At 70.1% G+C, this 15594-nt stretch carries 14 protein-coding genes; 4 read left to right on the top strand and 10 right to left on the bottom strand.

What is annotated here, in order from left to right; genetic code table 11:
* Positions 1-666: 666 nt before the first annotated feature.
* Positions 667-1233: a hypothetical protein gene (locus ACTFTM_RS08095; RefSeq protein WP_449565201.1), complete on the top strand. Its 567-nt coding sequence runs from the start codon at positions 667-669 to the stop codon at positions 1231-1233.
* 85 nt (positions 1234-1318) lie between these two features.
* Here ACTFTM_RS08095 and ACTFTM_RS08090 read toward each other — a convergent pair whose 3' ends face one another.
* Both ACTFTM_RS08090 and ACTFTM_RS08085 read right to left on the bottom strand, forming a co-directional pair.
* Positions 1319-2158, bottom strand: coding sequence for a GNAT family N-acetyltransferase (locus tag ACTFTM_RS08090; RefSeq protein WP_449565200.1), 840 nt, complete (start codon positions 2156-2158; stop codon positions 1319-1321).
* Positions 2159-2215: 57 nt separating this feature from the next.
* A complete protein-coding gene (locus ACTFTM_RS08085; protein ID WP_449565199.1) occupies positions 2216-3439 on the bottom strand; it encodes an MFS transporter in 1224 nt (407 codons plus the stop codon).
* Between the two features lie 111 nt (positions 3440-3550).
* On the opposite strand from ACTFTM_RS08085, the gene ACTFTM_RS08080 reads away from it, so the two are divergent.
* A complete protein-coding gene (locus tag ACTFTM_RS08080; RefSeq protein ID WP_449565198.1) occupies positions 3551-4141 on the top strand; it encodes a PadR family transcriptional regulator in 591 nt (196 codons plus the stop codon).
* Positions 4142-4208: 67 nt separating this feature from the next.
* On the opposite strand, the gene ispG is transcribed toward ACTFTM_RS08080, so the two are convergent.
* The 6 genes from ispG to ACTFTM_RS08050 all read right to left on the bottom strand — a co-directional run bounded on the left by ispG (position 4209) and on the right by ACTFTM_RS08050 (position 9819).
* A complete protein-coding gene (gene ispG, locus ACTFTM_RS08075; RefSeq protein ID WP_357122317.1) occupies positions 4209-5381 on the bottom strand; it encodes a flavodoxin-dependent (E)-4-hydroxy-3-methylbut-2-enyl-diphosphate synthase in 1173 nt (390 codons plus the stop codon).
* A 9-nt stretch (positions 5382-5390) separates the two neighbouring features.
* Positions 5391-6641 carry a M50 family metallopeptidase gene (locus ACTFTM_RS08070; protein ID WP_449565197.1) on the bottom strand — a complete coding sequence of 417 codons (1251 nt, stop codon included), beginning with the start codon at positions 6639-6641 and terminating at the stop codon, positions 5391-5393.
* Entirely contained in the window at positions 6641-7852 is a 1212-nt protein-coding gene (dxr, locus tag ACTFTM_RS08065; protein ID WP_449565196.1) for a 1-deoxy-D-xylulose-5-phosphate reductoisomerase, read from the bottom strand. The genes ACTFTM_RS08070 and dxr overlap by 1 nt, the downstream gene beginning before the upstream one ends.
* 135 nt (positions 7853-7987) lie before the next feature.
* The gene (locus ACTFTM_RS08060) at positions 7988-8629 is read right to left on the bottom strand and encodes a Uma2 family endonuclease (protein WP_449565195.1); all 642 of its coding nucleotides are present in this window, start codon (positions 8627-8629) and stop codon (positions 7988-7990) included.
* Between the two features lie 192 nt (positions 8630-8821).
* On the bottom strand, positions 8822-9022 hold the full coding sequence (locus tag ACTFTM_RS08055; protein WP_449565194.1) for a DUF397 domain-containing protein: 201 nt from the start codon (positions 9020-9022) through the stop codon (positions 8822-8824).
* A complete protein-coding gene (locus ACTFTM_RS08050; protein ID WP_449565193.1) occupies positions 9013-9819 on the bottom strand; it encodes a helix-turn-helix domain-containing protein in 807 nt (268 codons plus the stop codon). The genes ACTFTM_RS08055 and ACTFTM_RS08050 overlap by 10 nt, the downstream gene beginning before the upstream one ends.
* Positions 9820-10028: 209 nt before the next feature.
* Between ACTFTM_RS08050 and ACTFTM_RS08045 the strand changes: the two genes are divergently transcribed.
* A complete protein-coding gene (locus ACTFTM_RS08045; RefSeq protein WP_449565192.1) occupies positions 10029-10379 on the top strand; it encodes a hypothetical protein in 351 nt (116 codons plus the stop codon).
* A 102-nt stretch (positions 10380-10481) separates the two neighbouring features.
* Positions 10482-10925, top strand: a complete 444-nt coding sequence (locus ACTFTM_RS08040) for a hypothetical protein (protein ID WP_449565191.1) — start codon at positions 10482-10484, stop codon at positions 10923-10925.
* 102 nt (positions 10926-11027) lie between these two features.
* Here ACTFTM_RS08040 and ACTFTM_RS08035 read toward each other — a convergent pair whose 3' ends face one another.
* Entirely contained in the window at positions 11028-14684 is a 3657-nt protein-coding gene (locus ACTFTM_RS08035) for a CARDB domain-containing protein (protein ID WP_449565190.1), read from the bottom strand.
* A 337-nt stretch (positions 14685-15021) separates the two neighbouring features.
* Entirely contained in the window at positions 15022-15573 is a 552-nt protein-coding gene (locus ACTFTM_RS08030; RefSeq protein ID WP_449565189.1) for a GNAT family N-acetyltransferase, read from the bottom strand.
* Positions 15574-15594 lie beyond the last annotated feature (21 nt).

Below are 15594 nucleotides of genomic sequence, written 5' to 3'. Positions count from 1 at the left end.
CTGGGCACCATCTCCAGTCGACCTCGCCACGAGTCGGCATGATCGACACGACTTCGCCGATCCGGGGGCATCAACCGGCCCCGGATACCCCAAGTTCGGCGATCCGGAGTCGATCACCCCCGCGTGATCGCCTCGACTGAGCGCTATGTCCGGTTGTGGGGTGTCTGTGGTGACCGGCTGCACCCGCCGGCCGGAATCGTGGCGGGCCGGGGGTCGTTACACACCCTGACGATCGCAGGACCACCGGGCCACCCCGCCTGCGGGAATGGCCCCGGACCGCAGGTCGTCACACCCGGACCCCGGCACCCACGAGCCGCCCGCCCTGCGGGAATGGCCCCGCCCATCGGGTCGTTACACCCGGACCGGTCGAGGAACCCGCTCGCAGGCCGCCGAGCCTCCCGGGGAATGGCCCCGCCCGCCGGGTCGTTACACACGGACCGGCCGCCACGAGCCCCCCGCTCGCAGGCCGCCAAAGCCCCCCGGGAATGACCCGGCCCCCCGGGTCGTTACACCCGACCCGGCGCCGCAAGCCCCTCCGGCTCGCCGGCCGCCGCCCCCCTCTTCACGTCTTTGCACAGCGCCCGGACGAGGTGCTGACACCCCATGTTCACCGCCCCCCGCAACAGGTGGCGTGTGGGTGTTTCCTACCCCCGAAGGAGCAACCCCATGAACACGATCTTCCGCAAGAGCATGCTGTCCGTTGCTGGTCTCGCGTTCGCCGGTGGCGTCTTCGCCGGCCCGATCGCCGCCCACGCCAACCCGGCCGTGGACACCAAGCCCACCACCGCCGCAGCGGTGCAGACCGCCGCGCCGAAGCCGCAGGGCGACCAGTCCCACATCACCCTCAACGGTGAGCAGACCGCCAACGCCAAGGCCATCATCGCGGCCACGAAGAAGGCCGGCCTGCCGGAGCGGGCCGCGGTCATCTCGATCGCGACGAGCCTGCAGGAGTCCAAGCTGGAGAACCTGGGTCACCTCGGCGATATGAACGACCATGACTCGCTGGGTCTGTTCCAGCAGCGCCCGTCGAGTGGTTGGGGCACCCCGGAGCAGATCACCAACCCCGAGTACTCCACCACCGCGTTCCTCAAGGGCCTCAAGCAGGTTGACGGCTGGCAGGACATGCCCCTGACCGACGCCGCGCAGACCGTCCAGGTCTCCGCCTACCCGGATGCGTACGCGCAGTGGGAGCAGCAGGCCACCGACCTCGTCGGCCAGTACTGGAACAGCTGACACACCGAACAGCCAAGAACGACCGATGGCCGGCACCCGACAACGGGCGCCGGCCATCGCCGTCTGCGCAGAAAGCGCGAGCGCCTCAGAAGAGGACCGTGGCGAGCGTGCCGACCGGTTGGAAGCCGCATCGTTCGTACACGCGGCGGGCCGGCAGGTTGAAGTCGTTGACGTACAGGCTGACCGTGGGCGCGACCCGGGCGAGCGCGTCGCGTACGACGGCGGCCATCGCGCCGGCGGCGATGCCCCGGCCCCGCCACTCCGGCGCGACCCAGACACCCTGGACCTGGGCGGTCCGCTTGGTCACGACGGCCAACTCGGCCTTGAACACGACCTTGCCGTCGACGAACCGGGCGTACGCCCGGCCGGCACGGACCAGGTCGGTGACCCGGCGTCGGTAGCTGCGGCCGGCGTCCTCGGCGAGCGGCGAGACGCCCACCTCTTCGGTGTACATGGCGACGGCCGCCGGAAAGAGTCGGTCGACCTCGCCGGAGCGGACGCGGCGTACCTCTGGATCGGCCGGAACGGCCGGTGTCGTGTCGGTCGCCAGCAGCGGCTGGTTGGGGCGGACGTCGCGGGCCGGGCCCCACGTGTCGGAGAGCCGGTCCCAGAGGGCGAGGACGGCGTCCGCGCGGCCGACGATGGAGGAGCAGAGCCTGTCCTCCCCGGCGAGCAGGTCGGCGAATGCGGACACGGCGGCGTCGCTGGCGAGCACCGGCGTCAGGTTGCCGCCGAGCCAGCACAGTGATTCGAGGTTGCGGCGGGCGCCGTATCCCAGGATCCGCCCTTCGGCCCGCCACCAGGAGAGTCCGCGCGCGGCGATGCGCTCGGCGACCTGCGCGCCCGCGAACGGGTCGCGGTCGAGGAGGCGCTCGACCGCTCGGCGCTCCGATTCCCCCAGTTGCCGTACCGGCACTGTCAGCACGACTACCAGCCTGCCAGATCGACCCCCCGCCCCGCCGGCCGAGTGGCGAGCCCGGCCTCAGACGGTCAGCGGCTCGGCGACCGGGCTGGTCGGTCGGGTCCGACCGGCCCACCGGACGACCGGGGGCACCAGGGCACCGAGCAGGAGGAACAGCCCGCCGAGCACGAGCCACCCCGGTACGCCCCAACCCAGGGCGAGACTGGTCACGACGACGGGCGCGAGCATCTTGCCCAGCTCGTAACCCATGCCGTAGGTGCCCTGGTACTGCCCGTGCGCGTCGGCGGGCGCCAGCCCGAAGGAGATCCCCCATCCGGCGGCGGAGTGCCACAGCTCCCCGATCACGTGCGCCAGCGATCCGACGCAGAGCAGGCCGATGGCGCCCGGTGTGGGCAACGCGCCGCTGGCGGCGAACAGTACGCAGGCCAGGGCGATGACCACCCCCGCCCGGCGTGATGCGCGGGCGGCTCCCGGCAGGGTGACGGCGCTGCGTGCCGCCCGTACCTGAAGGAGCACGACCAGCACCGTGTTGACAAGCGTCAGCACCGAGATCATCCAGACCGGCGCGGTGGTGTGCCCGGCGATCCACAGCGGCAGGGCGAGGGTCAGCAGGCTGAAGTGCATGGACATCAGCCCGTCGAGGAGGGTGAAGGCGAGGAACGGACGGTCGCGCAGCGCGACCAGTCGGGGTCCGCGCGCCGGGGCGGGGATGGGGGCGACGGAGGGCAGCCGGACGGAGATTGCCGCTGCGGCCAGCGACGCCGCCGCCGTGGTCAGGATCAACGTGAGGTAACCGGCGCGGGTGTCGGCGGCGATGGCGAAGCCGCCGAGGACGGCCCCGACGGAGATTCCGACGTTTGTGGTGGCCCGCAGGTAGGCGCGGGTGTGTACACGCTGGTCGGCCGGGACCGCGCCGGCGATGAGCGCTCCCCGCGCGCCGCGCTCGACGGCGTCGGCGAGCGCGGTGGCGGCACCGACCAGCACGAACGTGGGGAACGACCGGACGGTGACCAGACCGGCGGTCAGGACGGCGGCCGCGATGAGCCCGCCCACCTGTGCTCCGCGCGGTCCCACTCGGTCGGCGAGGTAGCCGCTCGGGGTGCTGACGAGCACGCCGACGAGCGCCGAGATGGTCAGCCCGACTCCAACCTGGGTCGCCGAGAGGCCGACCGAGCGGGTGAGGAAGAGCGCGCTGGCGACCAGCCACAGACCTCGCCCGATGGTTCTGACCAGGGTGGCGAGCGTGAGGATCCGGGCCGGGCCCGGCGGTGGGAGCAGGCGCATATCCGGAACTCTAGCAAGACGTACGTACGGTTTGCAGCCCGCTACTTGTCGCCGATGCATTGGCGATATATCGTTGATGCATCAGCGACAGCACGGAAGAAGGAGAACCCGATGAGGTTCCATCGACAGCACCACCCCCTGCACGAGGCCAGGATGCGGGGCTTCGGCTTCCCGCCGGTCCCGCCCGGCCCTCACGAGCACGGTCACGAGCACGGCGGCCGCGGTCGCGGTCGCGGACGTGGTCGCGGCAGGGGGCGACGCCCCAACGTCCGTGGCGCGGTGTTGGCCCTGCTCACCGAGCGGCCGATGCACGGCTACGAGATGATCCAGGAGATCGACTCCCGCACCGGCGGGGCCTGGCGGCCCAGCCCGGGTTCGATCTACCCCACGCTCCAGCTCCTGGAGGACGAGGGTGTGATCGTCGCCAGCACCGAGGAGTCCGGCGGCGGACGGAAGCGGTTCACCGTCACCGAGGCCGGTCAGGCCGAGGCCGCCGCGGCCGCGGAGACTCCGCCCTGGGCGGACGTCGCCCAGGACACCGTGAGCAGTTGGCATGACATCCGCGACTCCGGCGCGCAGGCGATGAACGCCCTGCGGCAGGTGATGATGAACGGCACCGACGAGCAGCGTGAGCGGGCCGCCCAGGTCCTCGACGAGACGCGCCGCAAGCTGTACGCGATCCTCGCCGACGAATCCGAGTGAGCCGAAACGGGAAGAGCGGCCGTCTCCCCGAGGGGAAGCGGCCGCTCTTCGAGCGAAGCAGCAGAGCTCAGTGCACGGTGACGGTCGGGCCGGTGACCAGCCCGCGCAACTCCTCGGGCAGTTCGGCGCCCATCTCGTCGGCGATGCGCAGCGCCTCTTCGATCAGCGTCTCCACGATCTGCCCCTCGGGCACCGTCTTGACGACCTGCCCCTTGACGAAGATCTGGCCCTTGCCGTTGCCGGAGGCGACGCCGAGGTCGGCCTCGCGGGCCTCACCCGGGCCGTTGACGACGCAGCCCATGACGGCGACCCGCAGCGGAACCGGCAGCCCTTCCAGGCCGGCGGTGACCTCCTCGGCGAGCTTGTAGACGTCCACCTGGGCACGCCCGCAGGACGGGCAGGAGACGATCTCCAGGCCGCGCTCGCGCAGGCCGAGGGACTCCAGGATCTGGTTGCCGACCTTGATCTCCTCGACCGGCGGGGCGGAGAGCGACACGCGGATGGTGTCGCCGATGCCCTCGGCCAGCAGGGCGCCGAAGGCGACCGCCGACTTGATGGTGCCCTGGAAGGCCGGTCCGGCCTCGGTGACGCCGAGGTGCAGCGGGTAGTCGCACTGCTCGGCGAGCTGCCGGTACGCCCGGATCATCACGACCGGGTCGTTGTGCTTGACCGAGATCTTGATGTCACGGAAGCCGTGCTCCTCGAACAGCGAGCACTCCCACAGCGCCGACTCGACGAGCGCCTCGGCGGTGGCCTTGCCGTACTTGGTCAGCAGCCGCTTGTCCAGCGAGCCCGCGTTGACGCCGATCCGGATCGGCACCCCCGCGTCCCCCGCCGCGCGCGCGATCTCCTTGACCTTGTCGTCGAACTGGCGGATGTTGCCCGGGTTGACCCGGACGGCCGCGCAGCCGGCGTCGATGGCGGCGAAGACGTACTTGGGCTGGAAGTGGATGTCGGCGATCACCGGGATCTGCGACTTCTTGGCGATCGCGGGCAGCGCCTCGACGTCGTCCTGGGACGGCACCGCCACCCGGACGATCTGGCAGCCGGACGCGGTCAGCTCGGCGATCTGCTGAAGGGTCGCGTTGACGTCGGAGGTGAGGGTCGTGGTCATCGACTGCACGGACACCGGCGCGCCGCCACCGACCGGCACCGAGCCGACCATGATCTGGCGGCTCGCCCGGCGGGGAGCCAGGGGCGGGGGTGGCACGGCGGGCATACCGAGACTGATAGCGGTCACTTCAGGCACTCACCTTGAGAAGAGCGTGATGGGGTTGACGACATCCGCGGCGATGGTGAGCAGTGTGAACGCGCCACCGATCAGGATCACCGCGTACGTGAAGGGCATCAGTTTGAGGTAGTCGACCCGGCCGGGGTCCCGCCGGCCGATCCGCGCGTAGATCCAGGAGCGGGCCCGTTCGAACCAGGCGATGGCGATGTGGCCGCCGTCGACGGGGAGCAGCGGCAGCAGGTTGAACACGCCGATGAAGAAGTTCAGCGACACGAACAGCATGAAGAAGACCAGCCAGGCGTTGTTCTGAACGGCCTCGCCGCCGAGCCGGCTCGCGCCGACGACGCTGATCGGGGTGTCGACGTCCCGCTCGCCGCCGGTGAGGGCGGTCCACAGGGCGGGGACCTTCTGCGGGATGCGCTGCAACGCCTGCGCGGTGCCGACGGCCAGTTGACCGGTGAAGTCGGCGGTGGCGCCGAACGCACCCCCCGGCCCGTACGTCACGCGGGTGGGCGTGCTGGGGACGAGGCCGACACCGAGCGCGGCGACCGGCCCGGCGGCGCCCTCGGGGTTGTCCAGGGGCGGGCGCTGGGTCTGCGCGAGCACGGTGCTCGTGGTGCCGGGCTGCCCGTCGCGGACGTACGCGATCTGCGTGGTCTCCCCCGGCTTGAGGGCGCGCAGCGTGGTCAACAGCTCGCCGTAGTTGTTGATCGGGGTGCCGTTGATGGACGTGATCCGGTCGCCGTCGCGGAGCTGGGCCTGGGCGGCCGGGCTGGGGGCGTCCGTGGAGGTGCAGGCGCGCACCGTGTTCTCCGGCACCACGCAGTCGCTGAGCTGGATGACGGCGGGCTCCTGGCGGGCCTGCGCGTCGGTGGTCGGAAAGTCCGGGTTGGGCAGGCCGGCGGAGACGGCGAGGATCCAGATGGTGATCAGGGCGAGCGCGAAGTGCGTGATCGAGCCGGCGGCCATCACGATCGTCCGCTTCCAGACCGGGTAGCGCCACATCACGCGCGGCTCGTCGCCCGGCTCGACGTCGTCGTCCTGCGGCGTCATTCCGACGATCTTGCAGAAGCCGCCGAGGGGGATGCCCTTCAGGCCGTACTCGGTCTCACCCCGCTGGAACGACCAGATCGTGGGGCCGAAGCCGACGAAGTACTTCGTCACCTTCATCCCGAACATCTTGGCGGTGAGCAGGTGCCCCGCCTCGTGCAGACTCACCGAGACGAGGATGGCCAGGGCGAAGAGGACCACCCCGAGCAGGTACGACATCAAGCTCCTTCCACCGAACCCGCGATGATCTCCTGCGCGTGCGCGCGCGCCCACGACTCGGCCGCGAGCACGTCCTCGACGGTACCTGGTTCGGCGAAGTCCGGAGCGTCCTCCAACACGCGCTCGAGGGTGTCGACGATGCCGAGGAACGGCAGCCGTCCCGCCACGAACGCCGCCACGCACTCCTCGTTCGCCGCGTTGTAGATCGCCGGACGGCAGCGCCCGGCCTCCCCGGCGGCCTTCGCGAGGGCGACGGCCGGGAACGCCTCGTCGTCGAGCGGCGCGAACTCCCAGGTGTGCGCGGCCGTCCAGTCGACGGCGGTGGCGGCGTCGGGCACCCGGTCCGGCCAGCCGATGCCGAGCGCGATCGGCAGCCGCATGTCCGGTGGGCTGGCCTGGGCGATCGTCGACCCGTCCACGAACTCGACCATGGAGTGGATCACCGACTGCGGGTGCACCATGACGGTGATGTCGGCGTAGGGCACGTCGAACAGTTCGTGCGCCTCGATCACCTCCAATGCCTTGTTGACCATGGTCGCCGAGTTGATCGTGACGACCGGCCCCATGTTCCACGTCGGGTGGGCGAGCGCTTGTTCCGGTGTGACCTGCGTCAACTCGTCGCGCCGCCGCCCCCGGAACGGGCCGCCGCTGGCCGTGACGATCAGCCGCCGCACCTCACCGCGCGACCCGGACCGCAGACACTGCGCGAGCGCCGAGTGCTCCGAGTCGACCGGGACGATCTGCCCCGGCCGCGTCACCGCGGCCTTGACCAGCGGGCCGCCGGCCACGAGCGACTCCTTGTTGGCCAACGCGAGAGTACGACCACCGCGCAGAGCGGCCAGCGTAGGAGCGAGGCCCAGCGAGCCGACCACCCCGTTCAGAACGATGTCGCACGGCCACTGCGCCAGCTCGGTCATGGCGTCCGGGCCGGCCACGATCTTGGGTAGCTTGAAGTCTCCGGTGGCCCAGCCGCGCCGGCTCGCCTCGGCGTAGAACGCGAGTTGCAGGTCCTGTGCGGCGGACGCCTTGGCCACCCCGACCGCCTCGACGCCCAGTTCGAGGGCCTGCGCGGCGAGCAGCTCGACGTTGCCGCCACCGGCCCCGATCGCCACCACCCGGAACCGGTCCGGGTTACGCCGGACGATGTCGATGGCCTGCGTGCCGATCGAACCGGTGGACCCGAGCAGGACAAGATCACGGGGGGAAGTCACGGAGCCATTCTCCCCCACCCCCGCTGTACGCCCGCTGGGAGCCTCAGCCCAGCCGCATCCTTGATCGACACGAGTTCACCGATCTCGGGGTATCCGCAGCCCCCGGACGCCCCCACATCGCCGAACCCGTGTCGATCAAGAGGTGCCAGGCTCTTCCGGGACCGCCTCCTCGCCGAGCAGGTCGGCCGGATCGATGGAGAACTCGAACGGCTCCCGCATAACGAAGCGCGTCCCGGCCGCGGCGGCGGCCACCGGCCGGTACTCCCCCTCGGTCAACTCGTACAGCGCGATCGTTGGCACCCGATTGCGCAGGTCGACCCGGAGGAAGAACGGCACGCCGACGGCGGCGTACTCACGCGGCCGGTCGATGATGTCCTTCCGCCGGTTGCCGGGAGAGACGATCTCCCCGAGCAGCACGGCGTGCCCGATGTCCATGGTCGTCCGACCGCCACCCGGCGCGTCGAGGATGACGATGTCTGGGATGAACAGGTCCTGGCCGGAGACGATGTTCGTCTCGAGGTAGAGCCACAGCTTGGCCCGGCGGGCCGCCTGCTTGAGGTGGAACGCGAGGTCCAGCTCCGCGTCCTGATGGTCGTACCCGGCATGTGGTGTCACGATCACGCTTCCGCTCAGGACCTCAACCTTGGGGCCGTTGGTCTCCGGCAACAGGTCGAGGGCGAGCTGCGCGGTCCACGGCTCGTCATGCCACCGCAACACGTCGAACGACGGCTCGGTGTGCTGCGGCGCCGGCTCCGGCGCGAACGCTGCCTCGGCCATCCGGGCTCACCCCCTCAGCGGACCATCCTGCTCAGGTCAGCCTAGCCACCGCAGCCCGCGCAGCGCGGCATCGCACACCGAGTCCGCCAGCGATCACGCACCAGATTCGCGCGGCACGCGCAGATCTTGGACAGTTACCGTCAGGACGGAACGGGAAGTGTCCAAGATCTGCGGTACGGAAGCGGTCTGCGGTCATCGCGAGGGTTGGCTGACCACCGTGAATTCGATGAAGGCGGTCCAGGCCGACGGGGTGAAGGCCAGCACCGGCCCGTGCCGGTCCTTGCTGTCGCGCACGCCGACCAGGTGCGACAGGTTGGTGGCCACCTCCACGCAGGTGGCGCCGCCGTTGTCGCTGCGGGTGGACGTGCGCCACACCGCGCCGGTCAGGTCCATGACTTCGCCAACTCCCGTACCAGCTCCCGTGAGGCCCGCCGGGGCAACGCCTCGCCCCGCAGGCTCTCCCATCTGCGCTGAAGGTTATCAACGTCCTCCGGACGGTCGGTGACGTGCGCGCGCACGGCGGTGTCGAGGTGCGCGACCTCACCGCTGTCGGGTGTCCGGGCCAGGATGAACGGGCCCGCCAACCCGGCATGCATGCCCGCCTCGGCCGGCACGACGTACAGGTCCACGTGGGGCTGCTCGGTGATCTGGAGCAGGTGCTCGAACTGCGCCACCATCACGGCCGGTGCGCCGATCGCCCGCCGCAGCACCGCCTCGTCGACCACGGCCACGAACTCCGGCGGGTGCTCCCGGCTCAGCACCGACTGCCGGTCCATCCGTGAGCCGAGCCGTTGCTCGACCTCCGGCTCCCGCAGCATCCCCCCGCCGCGCAGCACCGCCCGGGCGTACGCCTCGGTCTGTAGGAGCCCGGGAATCAGGGACGGCTCGAACCAGCGGATCATGGTCGCCTCCCGTTCGACGGTGATCCATTCTCTGAACCACGGCGGGGCCGCGTCGGCCCGGACCAGGGTGAGCAACCGCTCGAACAGCCCACCGGCCTCCAGTATCCCGTCGACCCGGGCGATGAAGTCCTGCGAAGGCGTCCGGTGACCGATCTCCACCATCCCCACCAGCGACGACGAGTAGCTGATGCGCTGTGCCAACTCCTCCTGGCTCAGGCCACGCTCCCGGCGAGCCCGTCGCAGCTCCGCCCCGAGGAACTCCAGCGTCGAAGCCGGGCCGTTGTCCATCACACCTCCACCACATCTCACCCACCCATCACCACCGGCCATCACCGCGTCTCGGCGAATCGGCACACCCGGCGCTGAGGGCGCTCACCACCTTCCGAACGTAGTCGCGTCCACACCAGAGTGTGAACAGGCGCGAGAAAGGTGGGTGTGATGGGCAGGCAGGTCGGGTTGGTGCCGCTGACACCGAGGCATCGCCGCAACTGGGCACGGTGGGGTCGGTACTGCACCTGTGGGCTGCGCTGGCCCTGCCCGGACCGGCGGCGTGGTGCGGCCCGGCCACGGTGGCTCTGCCGGTGGACGCGATGACCGCGCCACGGTGGATCATCCACCTGCCGACCACGCTGACCAGCCTCGACGACGTCACCGCCCTGGCCGTGGCGCTGGCCGACTCGCTCGGTCACGTCACCGTCCTCGACTTCGGGGAGACGACGCTCAGCGAGGAGGACGCGCAGTTTCTGCGTACCCGAGTGTTCTGTGACGCCCGGCTCGGCGGCGCGGGCCGGTGCCGGCGGCCCGACGCCCACGACGGCCCCTGCGGGCTGGCCCCTCACTGCGGGTGACCCGCCCGACCGTCATGATCATGCGCCTGTTCGTCGGATGGCCCAGGGTGTCCTGCTCCGCGAGCATCAGCGGCGGTCACGGTCAAACACGGAGGGGACCACATGAACCAGAAACTTCAGACGCGCGCGTTCGAGCGGGTGGCGTCGATCCTGCAACCCGGGGAACAGCCGGTCACCGCGACCCGGGCGCTGGTCGGCAGTTACTCGGCCGGTCGACTCGGGACGATCGTCGCGCAGGGACTGATCAACGCAGGCGCCGGGGCGGTGGGCCACGCACTGTCGCGGACCAAGAAGCAGTTCGTCGTCCTCACCGACCGGCGGCTGATCTTCCTGCCGCAGACCTTCTTCGGCGGGCCCGGCACGGGTGTGCTCGGCGAGGTGCCCCGGGAACACGTCGCACTCGCCGAGGCGAAGATGGGCATCGTGAGCCTGCTGCGCATCGCCTTCGGCGCTGCCGGCGACGGCGTGACCCTGACCTTCCCTCGGGTGGACAAGAAGAACGCCGAGGCCCTCGCGGCGGCCCTGGCACCGGTGCCGGCCGCCTGACCCGTTCGCCCACGGTCCGCGGGAGGACCTGATCGACTCGCGTTCATGGAAATCGGGGTGTCCGCAAGCCGCGGACACCCCGACTTCATGGAAACCGGCCGGTCAGCCGCCGTTGATGACGAACTGCGAGCCCGGCTCGACGACGATGTTGCCGTCGGCCGAGTTCGTGATCGTCACATTGGTGAGGTTGGCGTTGCCGCGTGCGCCGCCCATCGCGAGGATGCCGGCACCGTTGTTCGATTTGTCGATACGTACGTTGGTGATGGCGACGTTCGGCATGTTGCCGCCGCCGTTCTTGAACTGGATGCCGTCGTACGTCGAATCGATGATGTCGGTGTCCCGGATGGTGACTCCCACGATGTCCCGGGTCGCGGGGAACAGGGTGATCGCGCCGAACTCCTGGTCCTCGTTCCAGAACGCGCCGCCCGTGCGGTAGAGGCCGTTGTTGGCGATCAGCGTCGTTCCGGAGAACGGAAGCGGGTCGTGGTCGGTCGCCAGCATGATGCCCGGGTAGTTGGCGGTGTCGTAGACCAGGTTGTTCTCGATCGAGTTGTCGTAGCCGCCGTAGATCGCGATGCCGTTCGCCCGCCACGGGAGTTGGATGGTGTTGTTGACGAAGTGGTTGTCGTGCGCGATGTCGACGGTGCGGTCCTTGACGTACGGGTTGGCCCAGACGGCGAGCGCGTCGTCGCCGGTGGTGCGGAACGACGAGTTGAACACCCGCGAGTTGCGCGTGCCGTTGCTGAAGTTGATGCCGTCGGCGTACGTGTTGCGGATCCGCATGCCGCTGAACTCCAGCCCGTCGGCCGGCCCCCACAGGTCGGGGATGTTGTCGTAGTCGCGGCCCACCCAGACGCCCACGTTGGCGTGCTCGATCCAGACGTTGCTGATCTTCGTCCCGGTGCCGAAGCGACCGTTCAGACCGACGCCGCCCTCGGCGTTGCCGTCACCGCCGCGGATCCGGCCGGAGCCGAAGATGGCGATGTCGGAGATCTGGACGTTCTTGTCGATGTCGAAGCCGAAGTTGCCCTCGTGCGGGTGGTTGATGCCGCCCACCACGTTCTGCGGCTCGGTCAGGGTGTAGAGCTGCGAGTGCCACATGCCGGCGCCCCGGATGGTGACGTTGCTGATGCCGACCTGGTTGTACATGCCCCGGTTCAGCGGGTCGTCGGTCAGGATCTTCTGCTCCTGCCGCCACTGACCGGCGGGGATCCAGACGCAGCTGATGACGCCGTTCTGGTCGTCGGTCACGGCCCGCTGGATGGCGGCGGTGTCGTCGAGCCCGTCGTTCGGGACGGCGCCGTACGCGGTGATCGAGGTGCAGCCGGCCGGCTGGCTCGCCGGCGGGGCGACCTGCTCCAGGTCGATCATGTCGATGACGTAGAACGAGGCGGTGTCGCCCGAGTCGCGCTGCAACTTGAAGCGGGTGCCGGCCGGGTACGACTGGGACAGCAGAGCGTTCGACTCGTCGAACAGCCGACGGGCGTCGGCCTGCGGCGTGTTGGTCAGCGCCTCCGGCCCGTCGGTGTTGCCGTAGAGCCAGCTGTGCTTGGACGACAGGGTCAGCTTGCGGGAGAACACGTCGTTGACGTAGAGGCTGATGGTCGCCTCGATGCCGCCGCCACCGGGCGCGTCCGGGATCGAGTTGCGCACCACGATCGCGTTGGCCTGGTTGGCCGAGGTGAACTCGACGAACTGGCCGGTGCTGGTGAGGCGTACCGACTTGCGCCCCGAGGACTCGCTGGCGAAGTTGGTGTGCCCGAAGGTCCGCAGCTGGTCGGCCTCCAGCAGCGTGCCCGAGTAACGACCGGCCTCCGCCTCGTACGAGACGTACGGGACGGCCGCTCCACGTCCGACCACGATGGACTGACTGAGGGCGTTGTTGCTCTCGTTGGTCTCGGCGACCACGTTCGTGGCGTCGGCGGTGGCGGTGATGGTCGCGCCGCCACTGGTGGCGGTCCAGCTACCGCTGACGACCACGGTGACCGTCGCGCCGGCCGCGATCGAGGCGGTGTTGGTGTTGAGCGTGGTGCCGCCCACCACCAGCCGGGTCACGGTGGTCGCGCCGGTCGCGGCGGTGCCCCTGTTGCGAACCGACACGGTGAACGTGACGGACGCCCCGACGGCCGGGTTCGGCGGGTTCGAGGCAATGCCCAGCACCTGGAGGTCGGGTCCCGGGGCCTGTGCCACCACCAGCGGCGACGCCGCCGTGAAGGTGTTGTTGCCGTTGTTCTGCTCGACGATGGTGTTGGTCGGGTCGACCGTCGCCGCGACGGCGTAGCTGCCCATCGGCCGGGTGCCGGCGTTGAACGACACGGTGGTCGAGGCGCCAGCGGCGAGCGCACCCACCGTGGCGCTGCCGACGACCGCGCCGGCCAGGCTGAAGTTGACGGTGGTGGCTCCGGCCGCCGCCGAGCCGATGTTCTGCACGACGGCCGAGAGGGTGACCGCGCTGGCCTCGCTGGGCGATGACGGCGACCAGGTCACCGAGCTGACGACCAGGTCCGGGTTCGGGGCCGGGGTGCCGCACACCTCCAGCTCGGCTACCTGGCCGGACGGCGCGCCGGTGTTGCCGGTGAACCGCAACTGCACGTCCGCCGTGGTCGCGCTGACCGGAATGGTCACCGTGTTGACGCCCTGCACGAACTGGTAGGCCGCCGCCGGAACCAGGCTGGTGTACGACGACGACGCCTGGTCGCGGCCGAGGACCTGGATCGTCTGGGTACGGGTGCCCCAGGACGGGTCCGGGTTGAGCTTGACGGTGACGCCGGAGATGGAGTGGTTCGCGCCCAGCGCCACGGTCAGGTTCTGCGGGTAGCTGGCCGCGCCCTCCCAGTAGGTGGCGAGCTGCCCGTCGTTCGCCTTGTCCGGGGTGAAGGTGAAGGTGGAGCCGCTCGCCGTCATGCTCTTGCCCTGCGCCACGTTGGTGCAGGCCGGCGGGTTGCTGCCGGTACGGGTGACCGTGTTGCTGTTGCCGGACAGGTTGCCTGCGCCGTCGCGGGCGCGGACGTAGTACGACACCGTCGCGGTCGCCGGCTGGCTGTCCTGGTAGGTGAGGACGGTGCCCAGCGTCGCGATCAGGTTGCCGCCCCGGTAGACGTTGTAGCCGGCGAGGCCGCTGCCGCCGGAATCGGTGGACGCACCCCAGTTCAGCGTGATCGTGCTGCCCGACGTGCTCTGCGACAGCGTCCCCGGGACGCTCGGCGCGGTGGTGTCACCGGTGGTGCCGCCGCTGCCGTACACCTCCAGCTCGGAGAGCTGCCCGGCCGGCCAGCCACTGTTGGCGGTGATGGTGATCCGGACGTAGCGGGTGGCGGTCGAGCTGAAGTTGATCGTCGCGGTGCTGCCGCTCGCCGGGTCGAAGGTGTACGTCCGCGACCCCGCCAGGTCGGTGAAGGACGAACCGTCGGCGCTGCCCCGCACGCTCAACGTCTGGGTACGAGCGCCCCAGCCCGAGGTGGGCAGCTTCAGTACGACCTGGTTGACCGACTGTGACGAGCCGAGGTCGACCTGCACCCACTGGGGGAACGAGTTGTTGACGCTCTCCCAGTAGCTACCCGCGTTGCCGTCGACGACCCTCGACGAGTCGTAGACGTCGGCGTGGCCACTCTCCTGGGTGGGACGACCCAGGGCGAGATTGGTGGCCGCCGCGGCGAAGGCGCTGCTGGCGGCGGCCGGTTCGTCGGCGGGGCGGGCGGCGAGGGCAGGGTTCGCGAGGGCCGTCGCGATCAGCGTGGCCGCGACTGTCGTCGCCACCATCCTGAACGGTGTCGCTCGTCGTCTCATGACTGTCCTGTCGTCGGGGGACGGTGGCCGCGGGCGGGGGTGACCGCGGGTGGAGGTGAGTGGTGGCGCGGAGATTTCCGAGGAGATGCATAAAACCAAGCACCTCTTTGTCGAAATCTTGCACGAGTTTGGCCAAAGGTTACTGACGTGCTACGGGAGCGTCAACACTTCGACCGGCGTGACTATTGATGGGCTTGCTCGCAGCCCGGCGCCGGGCACGACGGTGAGCCGTATGCCTCAGCGTCATCAAGATGACCGTGCGGTATACGGCTCTACGTGGTGTGGAACTCGGAAGGAGGCGCCCGGGGGCTCAGCCGCCCGGGGCGGCCAGGACGAAGGTCTCCAACTCCTCACCGCCGTACCAGTCGGTGCGCCGGCCCACGTGCGCCATGCCGAGTCGTCGGCAGACCGCCATCGACGGCTCGTTGCCCGGCGACACGACCGCGTAGATCCGCGGGGTGCCGGCGGCGAACTCCCGGGCGATGAGCGCACGGGCCGCCTCGGTGGCGTAGCCGCGCCCCCACGAGTCGGGGTGCAGGTGCCAGCCCACCTCGATGTCGTCGGTACGCCGTGTCTCGTCGCGCCCCGGCAGCGGCTTGAGCAGGATGGTCCCGGCCACCTGCCCGGTGTCGCGCACCTCCATCGCCCAGGTGCCGTACCGGCCGGCGTCGGCGGCGTGCCGGTCCCGCCACATCTGGAGCCGTTCGGCGGCCTGACCCGGCTCCACCATCGGCAGACCCGGTGACACACCCAACCAGCGCGTGATCTCCGGGCGCGAGTAGATGTCGTAGATCCGGGCCAGGTCCGTCGCTTCGTCGGTCCAATCGCGCAGGATGAGGCGTTCGGTGGTGACAACAGTCATGACCGGCGATCTTAAGGAGTG

The sequence above is a fragment of the Micromonospora sp. RB23 genome (assembly GCF_053585025.1).
Note: the sequence above shows the minus strand (reverse complement) of the source record. Positions and strands in the feature narration are given on the sequence as shown.